Genomic DNA, 19,511 nt, shown 5'->3' with positions numbered 1-19,511 from the left:
GCGAACGGACCGAAGCTCCCCATGGCTTCCATCGCCGTCCACAAGAATGGTTCCGTTCTCCTGAGCCCCTCCGAACGCGGGATTATGGTGCAGCCGTCCCGAGCGGCGACCGGATATGAGGTGGTACAGGTCAGCCATGGCTGCCGGTACTGGGAATGGGCGCAACTGGATACCGTCGACAACCACAAAGGCCGTCAACAATGGTGACCACACCCCTTGACCTTCAACTCATCATATGAGGGGAGAAGGGGGAGCTCCCTCACTCCGGCACTTTCCTCACAGCTCCCTTGTCGGCGCTGGTGGCGAAAGCGGCATAGGCGCGCAAGGCCGTGGTCACCTTGCGCTTGCGCTTTTCCGCCGGCTTCCAGGCGTTCGCGCCCTTCGCCGCCATCGCCTTGCGGCGCGCATCGAGCTCGGCCTCGCCGACGGCGAGATGGATCTTGCGGTTCGGGATGTCGATCTCGATCGTGTCACCTTCCTGCACCAGCCCAATCAGCCCGCCCTCGGCGGCTTCCGGCGAGACATGGCCGATCGACAGGCCCGACGTGCCGCCGGAGAAGCGGCCGTCGGTGATCAGCGCGCAGGCTTTGCCGAGGCCTTTCGACTTCAGATAGCTGGTCGGGTAGAGCATTTCCTGCATGCCGGGGCCGCCGCGCGGGCCCTCGTAGCGGATGACGACGATGTCGCCGGCCTTGATCTCGTTGCCGAGGATCGCCTTGACCGAGGCATCCTGGCTTTCGAAGACGCGGGCCGGGCCGGTGAATTTCAAGATCGACTCGTCGACGCCGGCGGTCTTCACGATGCAGCCGTCGAGCGCCAGATTGCCTTTCAGCACGGCGAGGCCGCCATCCTTGGAGAACGGCGTCTTTGCCGAGCGGATGACGCCCGTCTCGCGGTTCGTGTCGAGCTCGTCCCAGCGGCGGTCCTGGCTGAAGGCGACCTGCGTCGGCACGCCGCCGGGGGCGGCACGGAAGAACTCGCGCACGTTCTCGGCCGAAGTGCGGGCGATGTCCCAATGGTCGAGCGCCTCGCCGAGGGTTGCGGCGTGCACCGTCGGCAGGTCGCGGTTGATCAGCCCGGCCTCGTCGAGCTGGCCGAGGATCGCCATGATGCCGCCGGCGCGATGGACGTCCTCCATGTGAACGTCGGCCTTGGCCGGCGCCACCTTGCAGAGCACCGGCACCTTGCGCGACAGCCGGTCGATGTCCTCCATGGTGAAGTCGACCTCGCCCTCATGCGCCGCGGCGAGGATGTGCAGAACCGTGTTGGTCGAGCCGCCCATGGCGATGTCGAGCGCCATGGCGTTCTCGAAGGCGCCCTTGGTAGCGATGCTGCGCGGCAGCGCGCTTTCGTCCTCCTGCTCGTAATAGCGCTGGGCAAGATCGACGATCAGATGGCCGGCCTCGACGAACAGGCGCTTGCGGTCGGCATGGGTGGCCAAAGTCGAGCCGTTGCCGGGCAGGGAGAGACCGAGCGCCTCGGTCAGGCAGTTCATCGAATTCGCAGTGAACATGCCCGAGCAGGAGCCACAGGTCGGGCAGGCCGAACGCTCGATGACCTTGACGTCCTCGTCGGAGATCTTGTCGTCGGCGGCCGCGACCATGGCGTCGACCAGGTCGAGCGCCTGCGCCTTGCCGGCCAGCACCACCTTGCCGGCCTCCATCGGCCCGCCCGAGACGAAGACGGTCGGGATGTTGAGGCGCAAGCTGGCCATCAACATGCCGGGCGTGATCTTGTCGCAGTTGGAGATGCACACCATGGCGTCGGCGCAATGCGCGTTGACCATGTATTCGACGGAGTCGGCGATCAGCTCGCGCGACGGCAGCGAATAGAGCATGCCGTCATGGCCCATGGCGATGCCGTCGTCGACGGCGATGGTGTTGAACTCCTTGGCGACGCCGCCGGCCTTCTCGATCTCGCGCGCCACCAATTGGCCGAGGTCCTTCAGATGGACATGGCCCGGCACGAACTGGGTAAAGGAATTGACCACCGCGATGATCGGCTTGCCGAAATCGCTGTCCTTCATGCCAGTGGCGCGCCACAGGCCGCGGGCGCCGGCCATGTTGCGGCCATGGGTGGTGGTGCGGGAACGATAGGCAGGCATCGAATTGTCCTTGCTGGCTGGCCGCGCTGAGCGTGGCGCGACGGCGCTGAATTTTGGTCGGCAGCGGTTATAGCGGCCAAGGTCCGGCCTTGCCACAGTTTTGCACTGCGCCACGATTCTTCAGAAAAATTCGAAATCGCTGTCGGATCGCGGCTTGCCAGTCCGTCCTTGAAGCAGACGGCGCCAAATCGCCGGCGCGCCGTTTGAAGATGGAACCAAGCTGAACAAGCCCGAGGAGCAAGACATGCAGAAGATCACCACCTTCCTGTGGTTCGACGGCCAGGCCGAGGAGGCCATGAACCACTACGTCTCGATCTTCCAGAATTCGAAGGTGCTGAGCGTGACGCGCTGGCCCAAGGGCCATCCTCAAGGAGGCCAGGTGCTGGTGGCCTCGTTCGAGCTCGACGGCGTGACCTTCCAGGCACTGAATGGCGGGCCGCAATACAAGTTCTCCGAGGCGATCTCGCTGTCGATCGACTGCAAGACGCAAGGCGAGGTCGATCATTTCTGGACAAGGCTCACGGAGGGCGGCGGCGAGCCTGGCCCCTGCGGCTGGCTGAAGGACAAGTTCGGCGTTTCCTGGCAGGTCGTGCCGGAACAGCTGCCACGCCTGCTGCAGGACAAAGACCAGGCCAAGGCCGGCCGGGTCATGCAGGCGATGATGCAGATGGGCAAGATCGAGATTGATAAGCTCGAGGCTGCGGCGAGGGGATGAACGCGGCGCCCTTCCCCTTCTCCCCTTGTGGGCGAAGGTGGATCGGCGCGACGCGCCGAGACGGATGAGGGGTGTTCCAGCTTGGCTAGGACGGCGATCCGTCACCCACCCCTCAACCGTCTCGGCGCTGCGCGCCGATCCACCTTCTCCCACAAGGGGAGAAGGAAAGGCTGCGCTTCACGCCGCCTTGTCGCGGATTTGGTAGTCCTTCACCGCCGTGAAGCGGATCGCCTTCCAGCGCTCGGCTTCGTAGTTGAGCGAAAAGGCGTGCTGGGCGAGGAAGACCGGGTCGTTGTCGAGGTCGCGGGCGATGTCGCCGCGATGGCCTTCGATGAAGCGCTGCACCTCCGCCTTGTCGTCGGCCGAAATCCAGCGGCAGACGGAAAAGCGCGACATCTCGAAATCCACCGGCAGCGTGTATTCGATGTTCAGCCGTTCCTTCAGCACATCGAGCTGTAGCGCGCCGACGACGCCGACGATGGCCGGCGAGCCGTCCTCCGGCGAGAACAGCTGCACGACGCCTTCCTCGGCCATCTGGTGCAGCGCTTCCTTCAGCTTTTTCGCCTTCATGGCATCGCCGAGGCGGACGCGGCGCAGGATTTCCGGGGCGAAGTTCGGCACGCCGCGGAACAGGATCTCCTCGCCCTCGGTCAGCGTGTCGCCGATGCGCAGCGTGCCGTGATTGGGGATGCCGACGACGTCGCCGGCAAAGGCCTCGTCGGCGGTGACGCGGGTGCGGGCGAAGAAGAACTGCGGCGCCGACAGGCTCATCGGCTTGCCGGTGCGCACCAGCTTCGCCTTCATGCCGCGCTCGAGCTTGCCCGAGCAGACGCGGACAAAGGCGATGCGGTCGCGGTGGTTGGGATCCATGTTGGCCTGGATCTTGAACACGAAGGAGGTCATTTTCTCCTCCGTCGCCTCCACCGTGCGTTCGTCGGCTTCCTGCGCGCGCGGCGGCGGACCGTAGGCGCCGAGCGCCTCGATCAGGTCGCGCACGCCGTAATTGCGCAGCGCCGAGCCGAAATAGACCGGGGTCAGGTGACCTTCGCGGAAGGCGTCGACATCAAGCGGACGGCAGGCCTCGCGCGCGAGCTCCAGCTCCTCGATGAAGTCGTTGCGCTCATTCTCCGGCAGGAGCCCGGCGACGCGGTTGGAATCCGGACCGTGGACCGGCGTGCGCTCCTTCTCGTCGTCGCTTCGGCGCACTGCGTTCAGCGCCAGGTGATAGGTGCCGGAAAAAGTCTTGCCGCGGCCGATCGGCCAGGTGACCGGCGCGGTATCCAGCGCCAGCTTCTGCTCGATCTCGTCTAAAATCTCGAACGGATCGCGGCTCTCGCGGTCCATCTTGTTGACGAAGGTGATGATCGGGATGTCGCGCAGCCGGCAGACCTCGAACAACTTCAGCGTGCGCGGCTCGATGCCCTTGGCGGCGTCGATGACCATGACAGCCGAGTCCACCGCCGACAGCGTGCGGTAGGTGTCGTCGGCGAAATCCTCGTGGCCGGGCGTGTCGAGCAGGTTGAAGACGTTGTCGTCATATTCGAAGGTCATCACCGAGGTGACGACCGAGATGCCGCGCTCACGCTCGATTTTCATCCAGTCGGACCGGGTCTGGATGCGGTCCTTCTTGGCCTTGACCTCGCCGGCAAGCTGGATGGCGCCGCCGAACAAAAGCAGCTTTTCGGTGAGCGTGGTCTTGCCGGCGTCGGGGTGGGCGATGATCGCGAAAGTGCGGCGGCGCGCAACCTCTTCAGGTATGGTCTCGGGCATTTCTTCCAGGAGTTCCGTGTGACAGGCGGCGCTTCTACCAGCGCTGCGCCGGCATGTCGACATGGGCGGGCAATGCCTCGTGCCCGCCGTTCCCCGGGTCAGGCCAGTTCGGCCGTGCTTTCCGCTCTCGCGATCTCGGGCAGCCAGCCGGCAACGGCGCTGCCTATCGCGTCAGCATGGTCTTCCTGCAGATAGTGCGCGCCGGGCCCCAGATTGATGAACCGGCAGTTCTTCAGCCCGGCCGCGAATTGCTGTGCCGCCTGCGGCGAAATCAGCGCGCCGGGATCGCCCGCGAAAAGCAGTTTCGGATAGGAGGAGAGCCGCAGCGCCCGGTGATCGTGCCCGCTGATGGCGGCGACATCGGCGGGCTGGCCTTCGATCGGCAATTCCCTTGGCAGGCGCAGCACCGGCTTGCGCGATTGCGGCGTCGCGAACGGCGCCCGATAAGCGGCCATGTCCTCGTCGCTCATTGTGCGCAGCACCGAGGCCGGCAGCACTTTCTCGACGAAGACGTTGTCCTCCAGGACCAGCTTTTCGCCGACGCCGGGCGTGCGCAGCGCCTTGAACAGGTCGCGCGCCTGCTGACGCTGATGAAAATCTTCCCAGCGCTCGAAGGGCCGGATGAATTCCATGAAGGCGAGACCCAAAACGCGCTGCGGCCGCCGCGCCGCGAAATGAAACGCAAGCGCGGTGCCCCAGTCCTGGGCGACGATCACCAGATCCTTGATGCCGAGCGCGTCGATGAAGGCATCGAGGTAGCGGACATGATCGAAGAAGCGATAGTCGATATCAGGCTTGCCCGACTGACCGTAGCCGATCAGGTCCGGCGCGATGCAACGGCCGACCGGCGCGACATGCGGAATGATGTTACGCCAGATGTAGGAAGAGGTCGGGTTGCCGTGCAGGAAGAGCACTACCGGGCCGGATGTGCCAGCCTCCAGATAGGACATGGTGGAATCGAGCACGGCGACTTGTGAGCGCCGCAGCGCGGCAGCGCCAGTCTGTTGTCCGTCGGTTTTCGAATTCATCGCACTCACTCCTTGCCAAACACGGTACCGAAGATGATTTTCTTGAACCGCTCGAGCGGCTCCGGATTGCGCTCGACCTTCATGCGCAGCATGGCGCCCTGCCAGGACGACAGCAGGAAATCGGCGAGGTCGTCGGCATCGAAGGCCTTGCTGATGTCGCCGGCCTCCTGGCCTTCGGCGATACAGGCCGCGAATGGCTGGCGCCAGCGTTCGAAAATGCCGACCAGTTTGAGCCGCAACGCCTCGCTGTGAACCGCTGTCTCAAGACTGAGATTGCCGATCATACAGCCGCGCGCCCAGTCATGCGCTTCGAGCTTGGACGTGATGACGTCGAGATAGCGGCGCAGCCTGCCGGCGGGCGGTGTGCCATCGTTTGCCAACGCCTTTTCGACCAGTCCGCTGACATAGGCGAAGTAGCGTTCCAGCACCTCGCCGACAAACGCTTCCTTGGAAGCAAAGTGGTTGGTGAAGGAACCCGGCCGGGCGCCGGCCGCGGCGACGATGTCGCGCACGCCGGCCGCCGAATAGCCGGAATTCCAAATGGTCTGGAAACCGGCTTCGAGGAGGTTTTCGCGGAGTGATTGTCTAGCCATGCTGATATAATACGTACGTACGTATTGATGTCAAGCGACGAAAAATTTGCGTTGGCAAGGGCCGCAGCAAATGGCAGTGGTCCGGAACGCGACGCCGAGGAGGAAGATTTCGTGGCCAAACAAGTCATCGTCATCGGCGCCGGCATCATCGGCGCGTCGATCGCCTGGCATCTGACGAAAGCCGGCGCCCGGGTGACGGTCGTTTCCGGGAGCGGCGCCGGCGGAGTCGCGACGCCGAATTCCTTCGCCTGGATCAATGCCAGCTGGGGCAATCCGGAAACCTATTTCCGGCTGCGCATGCGCGCCATGGCCGAGTGGAAGCGGCTGGCAAAGGAACTGCCCGGCCTGCCGCTCGCTTGGTGTGGCGGCCTGTGCTGGGACCAGCCGGTGGACAGGCTCGAAACCTATGCGGCCGAGCATTCGTCCTGGGGCTACGGCATCGAGCGAATCGGCCGCGAACAGGCGGCGCGCATCGAGCCCAATCTCACCGAGTTTCCCGAGTTTGCGCTTTACGTCGCGGAGGAAGGCGTCGCCGAGCCGGTCGCCACCGCCAGGGCGCTGCTTGCCGATGCCGAACGGCGCGGCGCGCGGATCGTCAACGGGACCGTCGATAGGCTGGCGCTGGCCAGCGGCAAGGTCACCGGCGTCGTCGTTGCGGGCGAAATCATCGCCGCCGACGAGGTGGTGATCGCCGCCGGCGCCGGCGCTCCGGCGATCGCCGCGACGGCCGGCATCAGGATACCGATCGAGATGCCGCCCGGCCTGATCGTCCATTCGCGCCCCTACAAGAAATTGCTCAACGGGCTGGTGCTGGCCGACAAGCTCCACATGCGGCAGACGGCCGGGGGACGCATCATCGCCGGCTCGGATTTCGGCGGCGGCGATCCGGGCGTGAATCCGGAAGCCACCGCGCGCGAGCTTTTCCACGCAACGAAAGCGATGCTGCGTGGCGCGGGTGGGCTGGAACTCGACTTCCATACCGTCGGCTACCGGCCTACCCCGGTCGACGGCTTTCCGATCGTCAGCCGAGCCGACGGTATCGGCGGCCTCTTTATCGCCGTCACCCATTCCGGCATCACGCTGGCGCCGGCGGTCGGCCTGTTTGCGGCCCGCGAAATCCTCGACGGCGAGCGCGATGCGTTGCTCGCGCCATACGGTCTGTCGCGTTTCGCTTAGAGCTATTAACGCAATCCCGGACTTTAGTAGCCCGGCGGCCGGCGGAAGCCGCCGCTGAGCGTCGCGATCGCTGCGGCGATGCCGAGCAGACGCGCCTCCGACCATTTCCTGCCGACGAGTTGCAAGCCAATGGGCAAGCCGTTGCTGTCCTGCCCGCAAGGGATCGCGATCGCCGGGTGGCCGGAATAGTTGAAGACCGCGCCATAGGCCGGCAGCATCCAATAGCTCTCGTCCTTGCCGTCGACCCTGAGCGGGCTGCCAGGCTTGCAATGCGGGAAGGCCGTGGTCATGGCGACCGGACAGAGCAAGGCATCGCAGCTTTGGAAGAAGCTTTCCCAGGCAAGGATCGAGCGGTCGCGGCGGGCGAGCGCCGCGACCCAACGCGACACCGGGGTCGGCTGCTCCGGCGGTTCCGGCTGTGCTGCCTCCAGCATTATGCCGATCAGCTTGCCGCCCTCGGCGAGATCGTCGTGCAGGTCGAGCTTCGGCAGACTTGCTTCCTCGACGCGCGCGCCGGCGGACGCCAGGTGCGATGCCAGCTTTTCTACGGCGGCGCCAATCTCGCTCGCAACAGGAAAGCCGGCAAAGGATTTAGCGAAGGCAATGCGCAGTGACTTCAGCTCCAGCTTCGGCGTCGCGTCAATCGGGACCGGCGCCAGATCGGTATCCGCTCGGTCCGGCCCGGCAATGATCGGATAGATCAGCGCCAGATCCTCGATGTTGCGCGCCAACGGACCGACACACGACATCAGCCGCACACTGCGTGGCGCGCCGCCCGGATCGGGGAAGGCGCCGGCCAGCGAGATACGATGCTCGGTCGGCTTCAGGCCATAGACGCCGCAGAAGGCGGCGGGCAGCCGGATCGAATCCTGCATGTCTGTGCCGACTTCGAACGGTGTCATGCCTGTTGCGACGGCGGCGGCTGCCCCGCCGCTGGAACCGCCCGCGGTGCGTGACAGATCCCACGGATTGCTGGTGCGGCCGAACAACGGATTGTCCGACTGCCAGTCGCCCAGCATGGTGGCGACATTGGTCTTGCCAATCAGCACACCGCCGGCTGCCTTCAGCCGGGCGACGACGGGGCTGTCGCTCCCCGGCACATAATCGGCAAAGGGCGGGAAGCCGGCGGTGGTCTTCATGCCCGCCGTCTCATGCGTGTCCTTCAAGGTGAAGGGCACGCCGTGCAGCGGGCCGGGCGTGTCGCCGCGCGCCAGTGCCGCATCGACCTGCTGGGCGCGCTCGCGCGCGCTTTCCCGATCGAGGATGACGACGGCGTTGACCGTTTCGTTGTGCCGGTCGATCTGCGCAAGATGCGCATCGAGCGCTTCCACGGCCGAGATTTTCCTGCCGGCAATCACGGCCGCGAGCTTGATGGCGGATGAGAAGGCGAGGTCCATGACAAGGCTCCGGCTACTGCGCGCCGCCATCAAACATGGCGGATTTCGATGTGGCTTCAAGCCGAGTTCAGCACTCGGAACTCGGTAACGTTTGATCGAAATTGTGGCGACTGACATGTCAAGGTTGGTGCTCCACGGCGCCCCCCCTCTGTCCTGCCGGACATCTCCCCCACTTGGGGGGAGATTGGCAGCTTCGCCGACGGCGCCATTCCTGCAACATTGGCGATCGGCGAAAGCCGACGCAGCATCCGATCTCCCCCCTTGTGGGGGAGATGTCCGGCAGGACAGAGGGGGGCGCGAAGGATCGCGGCCTAGCTGAACTCTGGAAATTACACAGCCAACGCGAACTTAGCGATCGCAGGCGCGAACGGCTGGATGCTGGTGCCGTCGCTGGTCATGGTGACGAAGCTCGACGGCGGGATTGCCTGCCAGTCGCTACTGTCGCGGTCGAAGGGTTCCGAGACGATGCAGCGGCCGGCGCCCCTGGCGAAGGCGCCGGTATAGAGCGTCGGTGCGTGATCGTCGGTCGCGTAGCGCACGGCGTGGAGCGCCTGACCATCGGAAAAGGCAGCGGTTAGTTTCAGGGACGGCTCGATACCGGCGCGGTGCGAGGCGTCCAACACGCGGCTGGTGGCGCGCGACGCCGCGCCTTGCGGATCAGTGGAGAGGTCCTCGTCGATCATCAAGAGAAAAAAGAGTTCGGAATCGGTGGTGCCTTCGCGCTGGTCGAAGACTTCATCGGAGAGCGAATTCTCCAGCGCGCGGCGGATCTTTTCGAAGCCGCCGATCTGGCCGTTGTGCATGAACGACCAGCGTCCGGAGATAAACGGGTGGCAGTTCATGCGGCTGGTGGCGCCGCCGGTCGAGGCGCGCACATGGGCGAGGAACAGGCCGGATTTGATCTGCCGGCAGAGGCTCTTCAGGTTGGGGTCGGACCAGGCCGGCAGGATGTCGCGGTAAAGGCCTGGCTCGGGCCGGTCGCCATACCAAGCGAGGCCGAAGCCGTCGCCATTGGTGGGCGACTTGGCCTCCTGGGCGCAGTGGCTCTGGGCGATCAGCGAGTGGCAGGGCGCGGTGATGATGTCTTCGAGGAAGACCGCTTCACCAAGATAGGCCGCCCACCGGCACATCGCTTTCCACCATCCGTCAGGCGCGGTCCAAGAGAGCCTTCGGCTCCGTCACTGCGTGTGAGCCTCTGTTGTGCGTGCGCTCGTAGAGCTCGCGCACGATTCGGCTGGCCGTAGTCTCGAACAGAAATGGCAAGAAAGCGTGAATGAGAGCGGCGCCGGCGGCCATCGACAGGCGGGAACAGAACCAGGCGGCAAAGGCCATATGGCCGAAATAGGTCTCGCCGACCTTGGCCGGGTGAGAGGTGAAGAGTGCCGTAAGCCGTGTCGTCATGGTGGATCCCTCCTGCCGGGATGAGCCCCGATGTTGAGTATCGTGCCATGGGCCGAAGGTTCATCGGTCTCAAATTGTCCTTGTATAGAAGCCTATTCTGGGACATTTGTCCCAATATGGCCTTAGAACTCGATGAAATTGATCGAAGATTGCTGGCGGAGCTGCAGCGCGACGGCACGCTTTCGGTCGACCAGCTGTCGGAGCGCGTGGCGCTGTCGCGCAACGCGTGCTGGCGGCGCGTCAAGCGGCTGGAGGAGGACGGCGTCATCACCGGCCGCGTGGCGCTGGTCGATGCCGACAAGCTCGGGCTCGGTCTTTCGGTGTTCATCCTGATCCGAACGTCGAACCACGACCCGGACTGGCTGCAGAAATTCCGGGCGGCGGTGACCGGCTTTGCCGAGATCACCGGCGTCTACCGCATGTCCGGCGACCTCGACTATGTGCTGAGAGCCCGCGTCGCCGACGTCAAAGCCTATGACCGGCTCTACCAGCGGCTGATCGCCAAGGTGGCGCTGTCGGACGTCTCGGCGTCCTTCGTGATGGAGGAGATCAAGGAGACGACCGTCGTTCCGGTGGAGCTGCGCTGACGGAACCGCGCTCAAAGAAAGCCGTTGATAGGCTCGGCTTCGAGTTGACCGAATCGCCATTCGCGCCGATAGGAATGGGCTCATGCGCACCGCTGTCTATCCTTCCTCCGTCATCGGCCCCACCGTCGGTTTCGTAAGGCTTCCGCATGGCGAGGGCTTGCCGCTGCCTGCCTATGAGAGCGCGGGCGCCGCCGGCCTGGATCTGCGCGCGGCAGTGCCGGAGGACAGGCCGCTGCTGATCCTGCCCGGAAAGCGCGCGCTGGTGCCGACCGGGCTGATCCTGGAAATCCCGGAGGGCATGGAAGGCCAGGTGCGGCCGCGTTCCGGCCTCGCCTTCAAGCATGGGCTCACCGTCCTCAACACGCCCGGCACCATCGACAGCGACTATCGCGGTGAGGTGAAGGTGCTGCTCGTCAATCTCGGCGATGAGGATTTTGCCGTGACGCGCGGCATGCGCATCGCGCAGATCGTCTTTGCCGCGGTGACGCAGGTGGCCAGCGAGGAACGGTCGCTCGCCGGCGGCACGGCGCGCGGCGCCGGCGGTTTCGGGTCGACCGGCACGGCTTAATGCAGGTTCCTAAACTGGTCATCTTCGACTGCGACGGGGTTCTGGTCGATACCGAGAACCTTGCCAACCGGCGTCTTGCCGAATGGCTGAATGCCGCCGGCTTTCAAACCACCTTCGAATATTGCCGCAAGAATTTCTCGGGCCGCAGCATGGCCTCGGTGCAGAAAGAGATCGAAGAAGAAACCGACGTCAGGCTCGGCGCTGACTTCGTCGAGCGCTGGAATGCCGGCCTGCCGGACCTGTTCGCGCATGGCGTCGATGCGATCCCTCACGTGCGCGACTTCATCGAGAAGGTGCGGGCCGCCGGCATCGCCTATTGCGTCGCCTCCTCGGCGCGGGTGTCGAAGATGCATATCACGCTCGGCCAGACCGGGCTGTTGCCGCTGTTCGAGCACGCCATGTTCTCCTCCACCATGGTCGGGCGCGGCAAGCCGTTCCCGGATCTCTTCCTCCATGCCGCAAAGACGATGGGTTTCGCGCCGGCCGACTGCATCGTCATCGAGGATAGCGTCGCCGGCACCCAGGCCGGCATCGCCGCCGGCATGCGGGTGTTCTCCTATCATGCCGATCCGTTCTCCGACCCCGACGGCTTGGCCGCGGCCGGCGGCATATTGTTCGACGACATGCGCGAACTGGCAGGCCTGGTGCCGATCCACTGATTTTGGACGCGGCTGCGCACTTCAAAATGCCGTGCTAGCGTGTGCCCTTCGAGGGGCGCCACACCATGATCTCCGTCTTATCCCGTCTCGTGCTTGCATGCCTGCTGCTGCCGTGCCTGTGGACGGCGGCGGACGCTCGGGCCATCAGCTTTCCGGAATTGAACAGCGCTGTTCCCGGGCATCAGGACATCACCTATCTCGATCTTGCAAAAATGGTCGTTCCCGATCTCGCCGCCAGCGATGACGGTTTCTACAAGGGCAGCGCGCCGATCGAGATGCGCCATATCCTCGGCGGCGACGAAGGCGGCTCGCCGCCAGAGACCATCAACCTGCCGAACGCCGCCGTGCTCGCCATCAAGGCAGGCGGCAAGGACCGGCTGACGATGCTTTTCGACCTCGGCGACTCCCCCGACAGTGCCGAGGGGTTTGCCGTGCTGGCGCTCTACGACGTCGCAGACGGGCCGAGGCTGCTCGACGCAGTCAATGTCGCCGTCGACCGAAGCACCTATTTCCGCGATCCCGGCAAGGTTTCGATCGCCGCCGGCGACGATGCCATCGTCACCATGAGCACGCATTTCAACTCGAACCAGGGCTATGTCGGCACGCTGCTGATCATGGTACGCGACGACCGCTTTGAACTGGTCGACGCGATCTATACGCTCGACGAGAACGATTGCACCTACAGGCGCACGCAGACCCTGGCCTTCCAGACATCGGGCGACGGCAAGCCCTATGCGCCCATCAAGGTCACAGTGACGGACACGACGGTGCCGAGCGACGAAAGCTGCGAAGCGGCACCGCCCGAAGCGTCGTCGAATGACATTTCCGTCACCTATCGCTGGGACGCCAAGGCGTCACATTACGTCAAGGATTCCGACGCGTTCGAGAAATTGTCAGCAGAAAACGAGAAACGCTTCTGAACGAAACGCATTCATTTGCCCGGCCCCGGCCCGCGCGATAGATTTCCCGTCACAACCCGATCACGATTGAGGACACGCCATGGACAAGGGCAAGATTTTTCGCGATCTGCACGCCTCCACCTTCGTCATGCCCAATCCCTGGGATATCGGCACGACCAAGCTTCTGGCTTCCTTCGGCTTCAAGGCGCTGGCCACCACCAGCGCCGGCTTCGCCTTCTCGCGCGGCCTTCCCGACGGCGCCGTGACCTTCGAGGCCATGATCCACCATTGTCGCGAGGTGACGGCTGCAACCGAGCTGCCGGTTTCGGCCGACCTCGAGCGCGGCAAGGGCGACAGCCCCGAGCAGGCGGCCGAAACCATCTTCGCGGCCGAAGCCGCCGGCCTTGCCGGCTGCTCGATCGAGGACCATACCGGCGACCCCGGGAATCCGATCTATGATTTCTCGCATGCGGTCGAACGCGTCGCCGCGGCCGTCGAAGCGGCCCGGGCGCTTAAGCACGATTTCGTCTTCACCGCGCGGGCCGAGAATTTCCTGTGGGGCAAGACCGACCTCGACGACACGATCAAGCGGCTGCAGGCCTTCGAGCAAGCCGGCGCGGATGTGCTCTACGCACCGGGCTTGAGCGATGCGGAGACCGTGCGGACGGTCTGTTCGGCGGTGACAAAGCCGGTCAACGTCATGGCGCGGCCCGGCTTCACCGTCGCCGACCTTGCCACGGCCGGCGTCAAACGCATCTCGCTCGGGCCGTGGCTGACGAATTTCGCCTACGGCATGCTGGAAACCGCGGCGCGCGAGATCCAGCAGGATGGGACCTTCGGCTTCACCCGCGCCGCCATGCCGTTCGGCAAGCTGCAGGCGCTGTTCCGCGGGGCCGGCACCGAGTAGGACTAGACCCGCGCGGAAACCGCCTTGTGCAGATGAACCATCAAGGCGGCGGCGAAAAGCGGCGTCAAAAGGTTGAGCAGTGGCACGGCCAGGAAGAGGGCGATGACCAGCCCGGCCAGGAACACGGTGCCGGCATATTTGCGGCGCAGCGCCTTGGCTTCAGCTTCAGGGCGAAAGCGCATGGCGGCGAATTCGAAGAATTCTCGGCCCAGCAGATAGCCGTTGACGATGAAGAAGGCGGCGATGTTGATGCCCGGGACCAGGAGCAGAAGCAGCGCGACGATGTTGCCTAGAATGACGACGCCGAAGAATTTTATCGCCAGCACCAGAGAATGCAGCGCCGGCACGGCTTGACCGGGCGGATCGTCGGGATAGTCGATGCGCTCGACCACCTCGGCGACGTCGTCGAGGAACAGCCCGGCGATGATTGCCGTCACCGGCGCGATGAGCAGCGCCATCCCAACGGCCAGAATGATGCCGGCGATGATGCCGCCAAGCCATCCGGCCCAGGAGGGCAACCCGGGAACAAGCGTCTGCAGCCACGGCCAGGCCAGCCATTCGAGCAGGCTCTCAATGCCGAACCACAACGCTACCAACGCCAGCAGCGTCAGGCCCAGCGTCTTCAGGAAGACGGAGCGGAATTCAGGCGAGAACAGTTGGCTGGCGGCGGCGCGGGCGGCGTCGAGGATCACAGGAGTTCCGAGCCCCTCATCAAGAAAGGTGCTCCCGACATAGGCAGGCTTTTTGATCGGCGCAACTACCGAGCGAGCCTGGTCTGGCGAGCCGGAATGGTCATGGCGGCGACGCCGACGACGACAAAGGCCATGCCGAGCCAGGCGGTCGGGCCGAGGCTTTCACCCAGGAAGACGGCGCCGATGCCGACGCCGATCGGCACGCGCAGATAGGCCTGCGAGGTGGTGCCGACCGAGCCCAGCGTGTGGATGAGCCGGAAGAAGATCGAAAAGGCGAGCGCGGTCGAGAAGACCGAAAGCCCTAGAAGGGCAAGGATCGACGCCGTCGACGGCGTCAATGTCCACGGCCGGTCGAAGACGAGGCTCAAGGGAATCAGGATCGCGGCGCCGCAGATCATCGAACCGGCCGCCGGCAGCATCGGATCCAGCCCCCTGAAGTTGCGGCCGAATATGGCGGCACCGGCATAACTGACGGTAGCGGCGATGACGGCAAGCTGCGCCCACAGTTGATGGCCGAGCCCGCCAAGGGCCTCGGTTCCGACGATCAGGCAAATGCCGGCAATGCCGGCGCCGACGCCGACCAGCTTGCGCAGCGTCACCGGTTCGTGGCGGGTGATCAGCGCGGTCAAAAGGAAGGTGAAGATCGGCGACGTCGCGTTGAGGATGGTGGCAAGGCCGGCGTCGATCGAGCGTTCGGCTGCGGCGATCAGCGTGAACGGGATGACGCTGTTCAGGCAGGCCTGGAACATGAAGCGGCGCCAGTTGACCACATCCCGCGGCATGGCAAGGCCACGCCAACGGATGATTGCAAGCAGAACGCCGCCGGCGATCAAAGTGCGGCCCGCGATGAAGGTTATCGGCGGAATCGTCTCGACGCCGATCTTGATGAAGGTGTAGGAGGCCCCCCACAACACCGCCAGCACGCCGAGCAGCGCCAGTTCGGTGGTCATTTCGGTCTTCTCGGACATCTTGTGGTTCGTGCCTTCAGCCTGTTGCCGGAACGATCCGCTTCTAGCTCAAGACCAAGCGGAAATGTTTCAATGACGGTGAAACCATAGCCGTCAAGGCCGCGACTGATATGGGCCAGTTCGATGCGAACGCTGCCGCAGCCGGCGAACAAACCCGGTCGAGGCCGGCGCGCCGGTAAAAGGCGCCGATTTTCGGGGTAGGCAAAGCGGTTGCAAGCCGCTAGACCCGCGCCCGGCCGGCATGGCAGAAAGCCGGTACTCGTTGGCGGAGACATTGATGCCGGAATATGACGTGCTTTGCATCGGCAATGCCATTGTCGACATCATCGCCCAGTGCGACGAGGCCTTTCTCGAAACCAACGGCATCGTCAAGGGCGCGATGAACCTCATCGACACCCGGCGCGCCGAGCTGCTCTACAGCCGCATGGGACCGGCGATCGAGGCGTCGGGCGGCAGCGCCGGCAACACGGCGGCGGGCGTGGCGAGCTTCGGCGGCCGCGCCGCCTTCTTCGGCAAGGTGTCCAACGACCCGCTCGGCGACATCTACACCCACGACATCCACGCCCAGGGTGTGGCCTTCGACACCAGGCCGCTCCAGGGCGAACCGCCGACGGCGCGCTCGATGATCTTCGTCACGCCGGACGGCGAGCGCTCGATGAACACCTATCTCGGCGCCTGCGTCGAGCTCGGACCCGAAGATGTCGAGGCCGACAAGGCCGCCGGCGCCAAGGTCACCTATTTCGAGGGTTATCTGTGGGATCCGCCGCGCGCCAAGGAAGCGATCCGGCAGACCGCGCGGCTCGCGCATGCCGCCGGGCGCGAAGTGTCGATGACGCTGTCGGATTCCTTCTGCGTCGACCGCTACCGCGACGAATTCCTGGATCTGATGCGCTCGGGCACGGTCGATATCGTTTTCGCCAACAGCCATGAGATCAAGTCGCTCTACCAGACTTCTTCATTCGAGGACGCGCTGGCGGCGATCCGCAAGGACTGCAAGATCGCCGCCGTCACCCGCTCGGAAAGAGGCTCGGTGATCGTGCGCGGCAACGAGACCGTCGCTATTCACGCGACGGCGATCAAGGAGCTGGTCGACACGACCGGCGCCGGCGACCTCTATGCCGCCGGCTTCCTCTACGGCTACACGGCCGGCCGCAGCCTGCAGGATTGCGGCGATCTCGGCTCGCTGGCGGCCGGACTGGTGATCCAGCAGATCGGTCCGCGCCCGCGCCAGAATCTGCGCCGCGAAGCGGAACAGGCCGGGCTGCTTTAGCGACGCTGAAGCTGCCAATCTCCCCCCTCGTGGGGGAGATGGCCGGCAGGCCAGAGGGGGGCGCTGTCCCGCCAGCGTCTCCAAGATCCTTCACCGCCGCGCCGTGGAGTTGGTATCACGGCGTGACGTGGGGCGTAAGAGCATCGCTCAGCAGCGATCCTTCGCGCCCCCCTCTGCCCTGCCGGGCATCTCCCCCACAAGGGGGGAGATTGGCAGCTTCGGCGCCGCTTCTCGCCTGTCTCACGCCTGTCATAGAGCGCTCCTACATGCACCCTGGGCGTTTCGTGACTGACATTTCGGGACGCCCGCAGCAGTTGGGGTGTGAAATGCAAGACAGCAACCTTTGCGGTCGCTGCGTCTGTTGCCGTTGCGATTGCCGCTTTCCGTTGTAGCCGTTCAAAGACGAGCCGCAGCTTGGGAGGAGCGCGGCGCGCAAGACAGATGCATGACCAGATTTCAGAATCCGCCTGAGGGAATTTCGCAGGAGGCCTTGGCCGGCCTTGTGGCCGAGGCCGTGCAGCAGGCATTGATGCAGCATGGCGTCCCGCTGGACGCGGAGGCGCTGGTTTCCGCCAGCGCGATGGTTGGCGCGGTTGCCGCCGCCCTTCCCTTCCTGCCGCAGGCGCAGCGGCTTGCAATCACCTCCGTCAAAGGCGGCTGGACTGAACTGACGTCCGAGTTTTTCCGCACGATGGCGGAAAGGATCGCGCGCGCCGACCAATCGGGTGCCGACAGTCCGGGCGAAAGCCCGACGATCGGGCCTGCCAAGCCTGCTTCCCGGCCTTTGGCCGAGCGAGCCTTTGAGCTCCAGTCGATGCTCATCGAAGACTGGGCCGGCGAGGTTGCCGGGTCGACCTACCTGGAAGAGAAATTCCGCATACCGCGCTCGACGCTGCATCGCTGGCAAAGACGTGGCGAGGTCGTCGCGCTTCGCAAGGGCGGCCGCAAACATGTCTTCCCGCTCGCCCAGTTCGTCGACGGCAGGCCTGCTCCGGGCATAAGCGATGTATTGGCGGCGATCACCAATCCGAGGCTGGCCTGGTTCTGGTTGATCCGCCCCTCCACCGAACTGGATGGCCGCATCCCCATCGAAATGCTCCGCGAGGACATGATCGAGGACGTCGTCCGTGTCGCGCGCCGCTTGTCCTGAGCGGTGATTTTTCCGACGTGACTTCGCGCTTTCCGTGCAGCACGACCGGGAATATTAGCCGGTTTTCTTTCTGTCATAAATCTGTAATAAATGGAACGTATGGCACATTTTTCAGCTTAACTTTTTGTCTATGACGTATATTTTGTGCAGTATGTGCCATTCTTTCAAATATGTGACGTGATATTTGCGCAACAAGACTTCTATAAGAGTCCAAAAGCTGCTTTTCAGACACAATCTCTGTTGTGAACGAATGCCGATTAGGCCATGTCGGGGGCGAAGAAGCGGCGCCGGTGCGCGCGACTTTTTCAACGATGGGGACGGGGCGGCAGAGCCGGCAAGGCGTGCGCAGACCTGTCTTGAACCTTTGACTGGAGATTCAAGAAAATGAATATCAAGAGCCTTCTACTCGGCTCCGCTGCGGCGCTGATCGCAGTTTCGGGCGCCCGCGCCGCCGACGCGGTCACCGTCGCCGAGCCGGAACCGGCCGAATACGTCAAGATCTGCGACGTCTATGGCGCGGGTTACTTCTACATCCCCGGCACCGAGACCTGCCTGCGCATCGGCGGCTACATCCGCTATGACGCCGGCTTCGGCGATGTCGGCTCCTTCGATGGTGCCAAGGCCATCGATCATCAAGACGGCGACGACAACAAAACGTGGCGGAAAAACGCACGCTTCAACTTGAAGACCTGGACCGGCCAGGAAACCGAACTCGGCACGTTGAAGACCTACACCGAGACCCGCTTCAACTTCGGCAACGGCGCCGGCGTGAATGGTTCTGGTCTTGCCGTCGACAATCCGGCTGCCAACAAGTCGGTTACACTGAACTTCGCCTGGATCCAGCTCGGCGGCCTGCGCGTCGGCAAGGACGAGTCTACCTATGACTCGTTCATCGGCTACGCCGGCAGCGTCATTCAGGACACGATCATCCCGTACGGCATGAAGGACACCAACCTAATTAGCTACTATTTCGACGCCGGCAACGGCTTCTCGGGCGTGGTTTCGCTCGAAGAGGGCTCGGACGGTTCGGGCATCTCCGGCACGATCGACAGCTATGTTCCGCATGTCGTCGGCGGCGTGAAGTACAAGGGCGACTGGGGCGCGATCACCGGCGTCGTCGCTTATGACAGCTCTTACGAGGAAGTGGCCGGCAAGGTTCGCCTCGACGTCAACGTCACCAAGGAATTGTCGCTGTTCATCATGGGCGGTTACGGCACGGACGATAACCTCAGCGACGATGCCGGCAACGTTATCGACACGCATGGCCGCGGCTTCTACAAGCCGTGGGGCGGCAACTGGGCTGTCTGGGGCGGCGGCACCTACAAATTCAACGACAAGACCTCGTTCAACGTCCAGGCTTCGGCCGACGACGACAAGAACTACGCGCTTGCGGCCAACGTCGCCTACACTATCGTTCCGGGTTTCACGGTCACGACCGAAGTCGACTGGGACCACTTCGGCCACTTCGATGACGGCACCCCGTTCGGCAACTGGACCAAGGCCGACAAGAAGAACAGCGTCGGCGGCATCGTCCGCTTCCAGCGCTCGTTCTGATCGAAGTTCTCAGCCTAAAAGAAAGGCCCGCGGCATCGCCGCGGGCCTTTTGCTTTTCAGAAGTGGGTGCGGT

The 19,511-nt window shown here is 64.2% G+C and carries 20 protein-coding genes; 11 read left to right on the top strand and 9 right to left on the bottom strand.

Annotation, left to right across the window (positions count from 1 at the left end; translation table 11 throughout):
* Positions 1-207: hypothetical protein (locus tag AC4FWB_RS31950; protein WP_491030229.1), on the top strand; the 207-nt coding region annotated here is incomplete at its 5' end.
* Between the two features lie 52 nt (positions 208-259).
* On the opposite strand, the gene ilvD is transcribed toward AC4FWB_RS31950, so the two are convergent.
* Positions 260-2,104, bottom strand: coding sequence for a dihydroxy-acid dehydratase (ilvD, locus tag AC4FWB_RS31945; protein ID WP_491030228.1), 1,845 nt, complete (start codon positions 2,102-2,104; stop codon positions 260-262).
* A gap of 244 nt (positions 2,105-2,348) precedes the next feature.
* Here ilvD and AC4FWB_RS31940 point away from each other — a divergent pair, with 244 nt between their 5' ends.
* A complete protein-coding gene (locus AC4FWB_RS31940) occupies positions 2,349-2,819 on the top strand; it encodes a VOC family protein (protein ID WP_491030227.1) in 471 nt (156 codons plus the stop codon).
* A gap of 177 nt (positions 2,820-2,996) precedes the next feature.
* Here AC4FWB_RS31940 and AC4FWB_RS31935 read toward each other — a convergent pair whose 3' ends face one another.
* The 3 genes from AC4FWB_RS31935 to AC4FWB_RS31925 form a co-directional block, all read right to left on the bottom strand.
* On the bottom strand, positions 2,997-4,589 hold the full coding sequence (locus AC4FWB_RS31935) for a peptide chain release factor 3 (protein WP_491030226.1): 1,593 nt from the start codon (positions 4,587-4,589) through the stop codon (positions 2,997-2,999).
* A gap of 98 nt (positions 4,590-4,687) precedes the next feature.
* Positions 4,688-5,617 carry a haloalkane dehalogenase gene (locus AC4FWB_RS31930; RefSeq protein WP_491030225.1) on the bottom strand — a complete coding sequence of 310 codons (930 nt, stop codon included), beginning with the start codon at positions 5,615-5,617 and terminating at the stop codon, positions 4,688-4,690.
* Between the two features lie 5 nt (positions 5,618-5,622).
* Positions 5,623-6,210: a TetR/AcrR family transcriptional regulator gene (locus tag AC4FWB_RS31925; protein ID WP_491030224.1), complete on the bottom strand. Its 588-nt coding sequence runs from the start codon at positions 6,208-6,210 to the stop codon at positions 5,623-5,625.
* Positions 6,211-6,321: 111 nt separating this feature from the next.
* Here AC4FWB_RS31925 and AC4FWB_RS31920 point away from each other — a divergent pair, with 111 nt between their 5' ends.
* The gene (locus AC4FWB_RS31920) at positions 6,322-7,386 is read left to right on the top strand and encodes an NAD(P)/FAD-dependent oxidoreductase (RefSeq protein WP_491030223.1); all 1,065 of its coding nucleotides are present in this window, start codon (positions 6,322-6,324) and stop codon (positions 7,384-7,386) included.
* A 23-nt stretch (positions 7,387-7,409) separates the two neighbouring features.
* Here AC4FWB_RS31920 and AC4FWB_RS31915 read toward each other — a convergent pair whose 3' ends face one another.
* The 3 genes from AC4FWB_RS31915 to AC4FWB_RS31905 form a co-directional block, all read right to left on the bottom strand.
* The gene (locus AC4FWB_RS31915) at positions 7,410-8,783 is read right to left on the bottom strand and encodes an amidase (RefSeq protein WP_491030222.1); all 1,374 of its coding nucleotides are present in this window, start codon (positions 8,781-8,783) and stop codon (positions 7,410-7,412) included.
* 329 nt (positions 8,784-9,112) lie between these two features.
* Positions 9,113-9,913 (bottom strand): class II glutamine amidotransferase, encoded by an 801-nt coding sequence (locus AC4FWB_RS31910; protein ID WP_491030221.1) that lies wholly within the window; start codon positions 9,911-9,913, stop codon positions 9,113-9,115.
* Between the two features lie 16 nt (positions 9,914-9,929).
* Positions 9,930-10,184, bottom strand: a complete 255-nt coding sequence (locus AC4FWB_RS31905) for a DUF6356 family protein (protein WP_491030220.1) — start codon at positions 10,182-10,184, stop codon at positions 9,930-9,932.
* A 116-nt stretch (positions 10,185-10,300) separates the two neighbouring features.
* Here AC4FWB_RS31905 and AC4FWB_RS31900 point away from each other — a divergent pair, with 116 nt between their 5' ends.
* From AC4FWB_RS31900 to AC4FWB_RS31880, 5 genes are all read left to right on the top strand, one after another.
* Positions 10,301-10,771: an Lrp/AsnC family transcriptional regulator gene (locus AC4FWB_RS31900; RefSeq protein WP_491030219.1), complete on the top strand. Its 471-nt coding sequence runs from the start codon at positions 10,301-10,303 to the stop codon at positions 10,769-10,771.
* Positions 10,772-10,853: 82 nt separating this feature from the next.
* The gene (gene dut, locus AC4FWB_RS31895) at positions 10,854-11,339 is read left to right on the top strand and encodes a dUTP diphosphatase (protein WP_491030218.1); all 486 of its coding nucleotides are present in this window, start codon (positions 10,854-10,856) and stop codon (positions 11,337-11,339) included.
* Complete coding sequence (locus AC4FWB_RS31890; RefSeq protein ID WP_491030217.1) at positions 11,339-11,998, top strand: HAD family hydrolase; 660 nt, start codon at positions 11,339-11,341, stop codon at positions 11,996-11,998. The genes dut and AC4FWB_RS31890 overlap by 1 nt, the downstream gene beginning before the upstream one ends.
* A gap of 65 nt (positions 11,999-12,063) precedes the next feature.
* On the top strand, positions 12,064-12,918 hold the full coding sequence (locus AC4FWB_RS31885; RefSeq protein ID WP_491030216.1) for a hypothetical protein: 855 nt from the start codon (positions 12,064-12,066) through the stop codon (positions 12,916-12,918).
* 79 nt (positions 12,919-12,997) lie between these two features.
* Positions 12,998-13,804: an isocitrate lyase/PEP mutase family protein gene (locus AC4FWB_RS31880; RefSeq protein WP_491030215.1), complete on the top strand. Its 807-nt coding sequence runs from the start codon at positions 12,998-13,000 to the stop codon at positions 13,802-13,804.
* Between the two features lie 2 nt (positions 13,805-13,806).
* On the opposite strand, the gene AC4FWB_RS31875 is transcribed toward AC4FWB_RS31880, so the two are convergent.
* Both AC4FWB_RS31875 and AC4FWB_RS31870 read right to left on the bottom strand, forming a co-directional pair.
* Positions 13,807-14,496 (bottom strand): sulfate transporter family protein, encoded by a 690-nt coding sequence (locus AC4FWB_RS31875; protein ID WP_491030214.1) that lies wholly within the window; start codon positions 14,494-14,496, stop codon positions 13,807-13,809.
* A 65-nt stretch (positions 14,497-14,561) separates the two neighbouring features.
* Positions 14,562-15,464 (bottom strand): DMT family transporter, encoded by a 903-nt coding sequence (locus AC4FWB_RS31870; protein WP_491030213.1) that lies wholly within the window; start codon positions 15,462-15,464, stop codon positions 14,562-14,564.
* A gap of 277 nt (positions 15,465-15,741) precedes the next feature.
* Between AC4FWB_RS31870 and AC4FWB_RS31865 the strand changes: the two genes are divergently transcribed.
* The 3 genes from AC4FWB_RS31865 to AC4FWB_RS31855 all read left to right on the top strand — a co-directional run bounded on the left by AC4FWB_RS31865 (position 15,742) and on the right by AC4FWB_RS31855 (position 19,438).
* Entirely contained in the window at positions 15,742-16,734 is a 993-nt protein-coding gene (locus AC4FWB_RS31865) for an adenosine kinase (RefSeq protein ID WP_491030212.1), read from the top strand.
* A 445-nt stretch (positions 16,735-17,179) separates the two neighbouring features.
* The gene (locus tag AC4FWB_RS31860; protein ID WP_491030211.1) at positions 17,180-17,884 is read left to right on the top strand and encodes an antitoxin Xre/MbcA/ParS-like domain-containing protein; all 705 of its coding nucleotides are present in this window, start codon (positions 17,180-17,182) and stop codon (positions 17,882-17,884) included.
* A gap of 384 nt (positions 17,885-18,268) precedes the next feature.
* Positions 18,269-19,438 carry a porin gene (locus AC4FWB_RS31855; protein ID WP_491030210.1) on the top strand — a complete coding sequence of 390 codons (1,170 nt, stop codon included), beginning with the start codon at positions 18,269-18,271 and terminating at the stop codon, positions 19,436-19,438.
* Positions 19,439-19,511: the final 73 nt, after the last annotated feature.

The sequence above is a fragment of the Mesorhizobium sp. LEGMi-168a genome, assembly GCF_058312955.1.
This window is presented reverse-complemented; position numbering and strand designations above follow the sequence as displayed.

Excerpts from the sequence above, each read along its gene's own strand:
- ilvD (WP_491030228.1), bottom strand. The coding sequence starts at position 2,104 with ATGCCTGCCTATCGTTCCCGCACCACCACCCATGGCCGCAACATGGCC.
- AC4FWB_RS31940 (WP_491030227.1), top strand. The coding sequence starts at position 2,349 with ATGCAGAAGATCACCACCTTCCTGTGGTTCGACGGCCAGGCCGAGGAG.
- AC4FWB_RS31935 (WP_491030226.1), bottom strand. The coding sequence starts at position 4,589 with ATGCCCGAGACCATACCTGAAGAGGTTGCGCGCCGCCGCACTTTCGCG.
- AC4FWB_RS31930 (WP_491030225.1), bottom strand. The coding sequence starts at position 5,617 with ATGAATTCGAAAACCGACGGACAACAGACTGGCGCTGCCGCGCTGCGG.
- AC4FWB_RS31925 (WP_491030224.1), bottom strand. The coding sequence starts at position 6,210 with ATGGCTAGACAATCACTCCGCGAAAACCTCCTCGAAGCCGGTTTCCAG.
- AC4FWB_RS31915 (WP_491030222.1), bottom strand. The coding sequence starts at position 8,783 with ATGGACCTCGCCTTCTCATCCGCCATCAAGCTCGCGGCCGTGATTGCC.
- AC4FWB_RS31910 (WP_491030221.1), bottom strand. The coding sequence starts at position 9,913 with ATGTGCCGGTGGGCGGCCTATCTTGGTGAAGCGGTCTTCCTCGAAGAC.
- AC4FWB_RS31905 (WP_491030220.1), bottom strand. The coding sequence starts at position 10,184 with ATGACGACACGGCTTACGGCACTCTTCACCTCTCACCCGGCCAAGGTC.
- AC4FWB_RS31900 (WP_491030219.1), top strand. The coding sequence starts at position 10,301 with ATGGCCTTAGAACTCGATGAAATTGATCGAAGATTGCTGGCGGAGCTG.
- dut (WP_491030218.1), top strand. The coding sequence starts at position 10,854 with ATGCGCACCGCTGTCTATCCTTCCTCCGTCATCGGCCCCACCGTCGGT.
- AC4FWB_RS31890 (WP_491030217.1), top strand. The coding sequence starts at position 11,339 with ATGCAGGTTCCTAAACTGGTCATCTTCGACTGCGACGGGGTTCTGGTC.
- AC4FWB_RS31885 (WP_491030216.1), top strand. The coding sequence starts at position 12,064 with ATGATCTCCGTCTTATCCCGTCTCGTGCTTGCATGCCTGCTGCTGCCG.
- AC4FWB_RS31880 (WP_491030215.1), top strand. The coding sequence starts at position 12,998 with ATGGACAAGGGCAAGATTTTTCGCGATCTGCACGCCTCCACCTTCGTC.
- AC4FWB_RS31870 (WP_491030213.1), bottom strand. The coding sequence starts at position 15,464 with ATGTCCGAGAAGACCGAAATGACCACCGAACTGGCGCTGCTCGGCGTG.
- AC4FWB_RS31865 (WP_491030212.1), top strand. The coding sequence starts at position 15,742 with ATGCCGGAATATGACGTGCTTTGCATCGGCAATGCCATTGTCGACATC.
- AC4FWB_RS31860 (WP_491030211.1), top strand. The coding sequence starts at position 17,180 with ATGACCAGATTTCAGAATCCGCCTGAGGGAATTTCGCAGGAGGCCTTG.
- AC4FWB_RS31855 (WP_491030210.1), top strand. The coding sequence starts at position 18,269 with ATGAATATCAAGAGCCTTCTACTCGGCTCCGCTGCGGCGCTGATCGCA.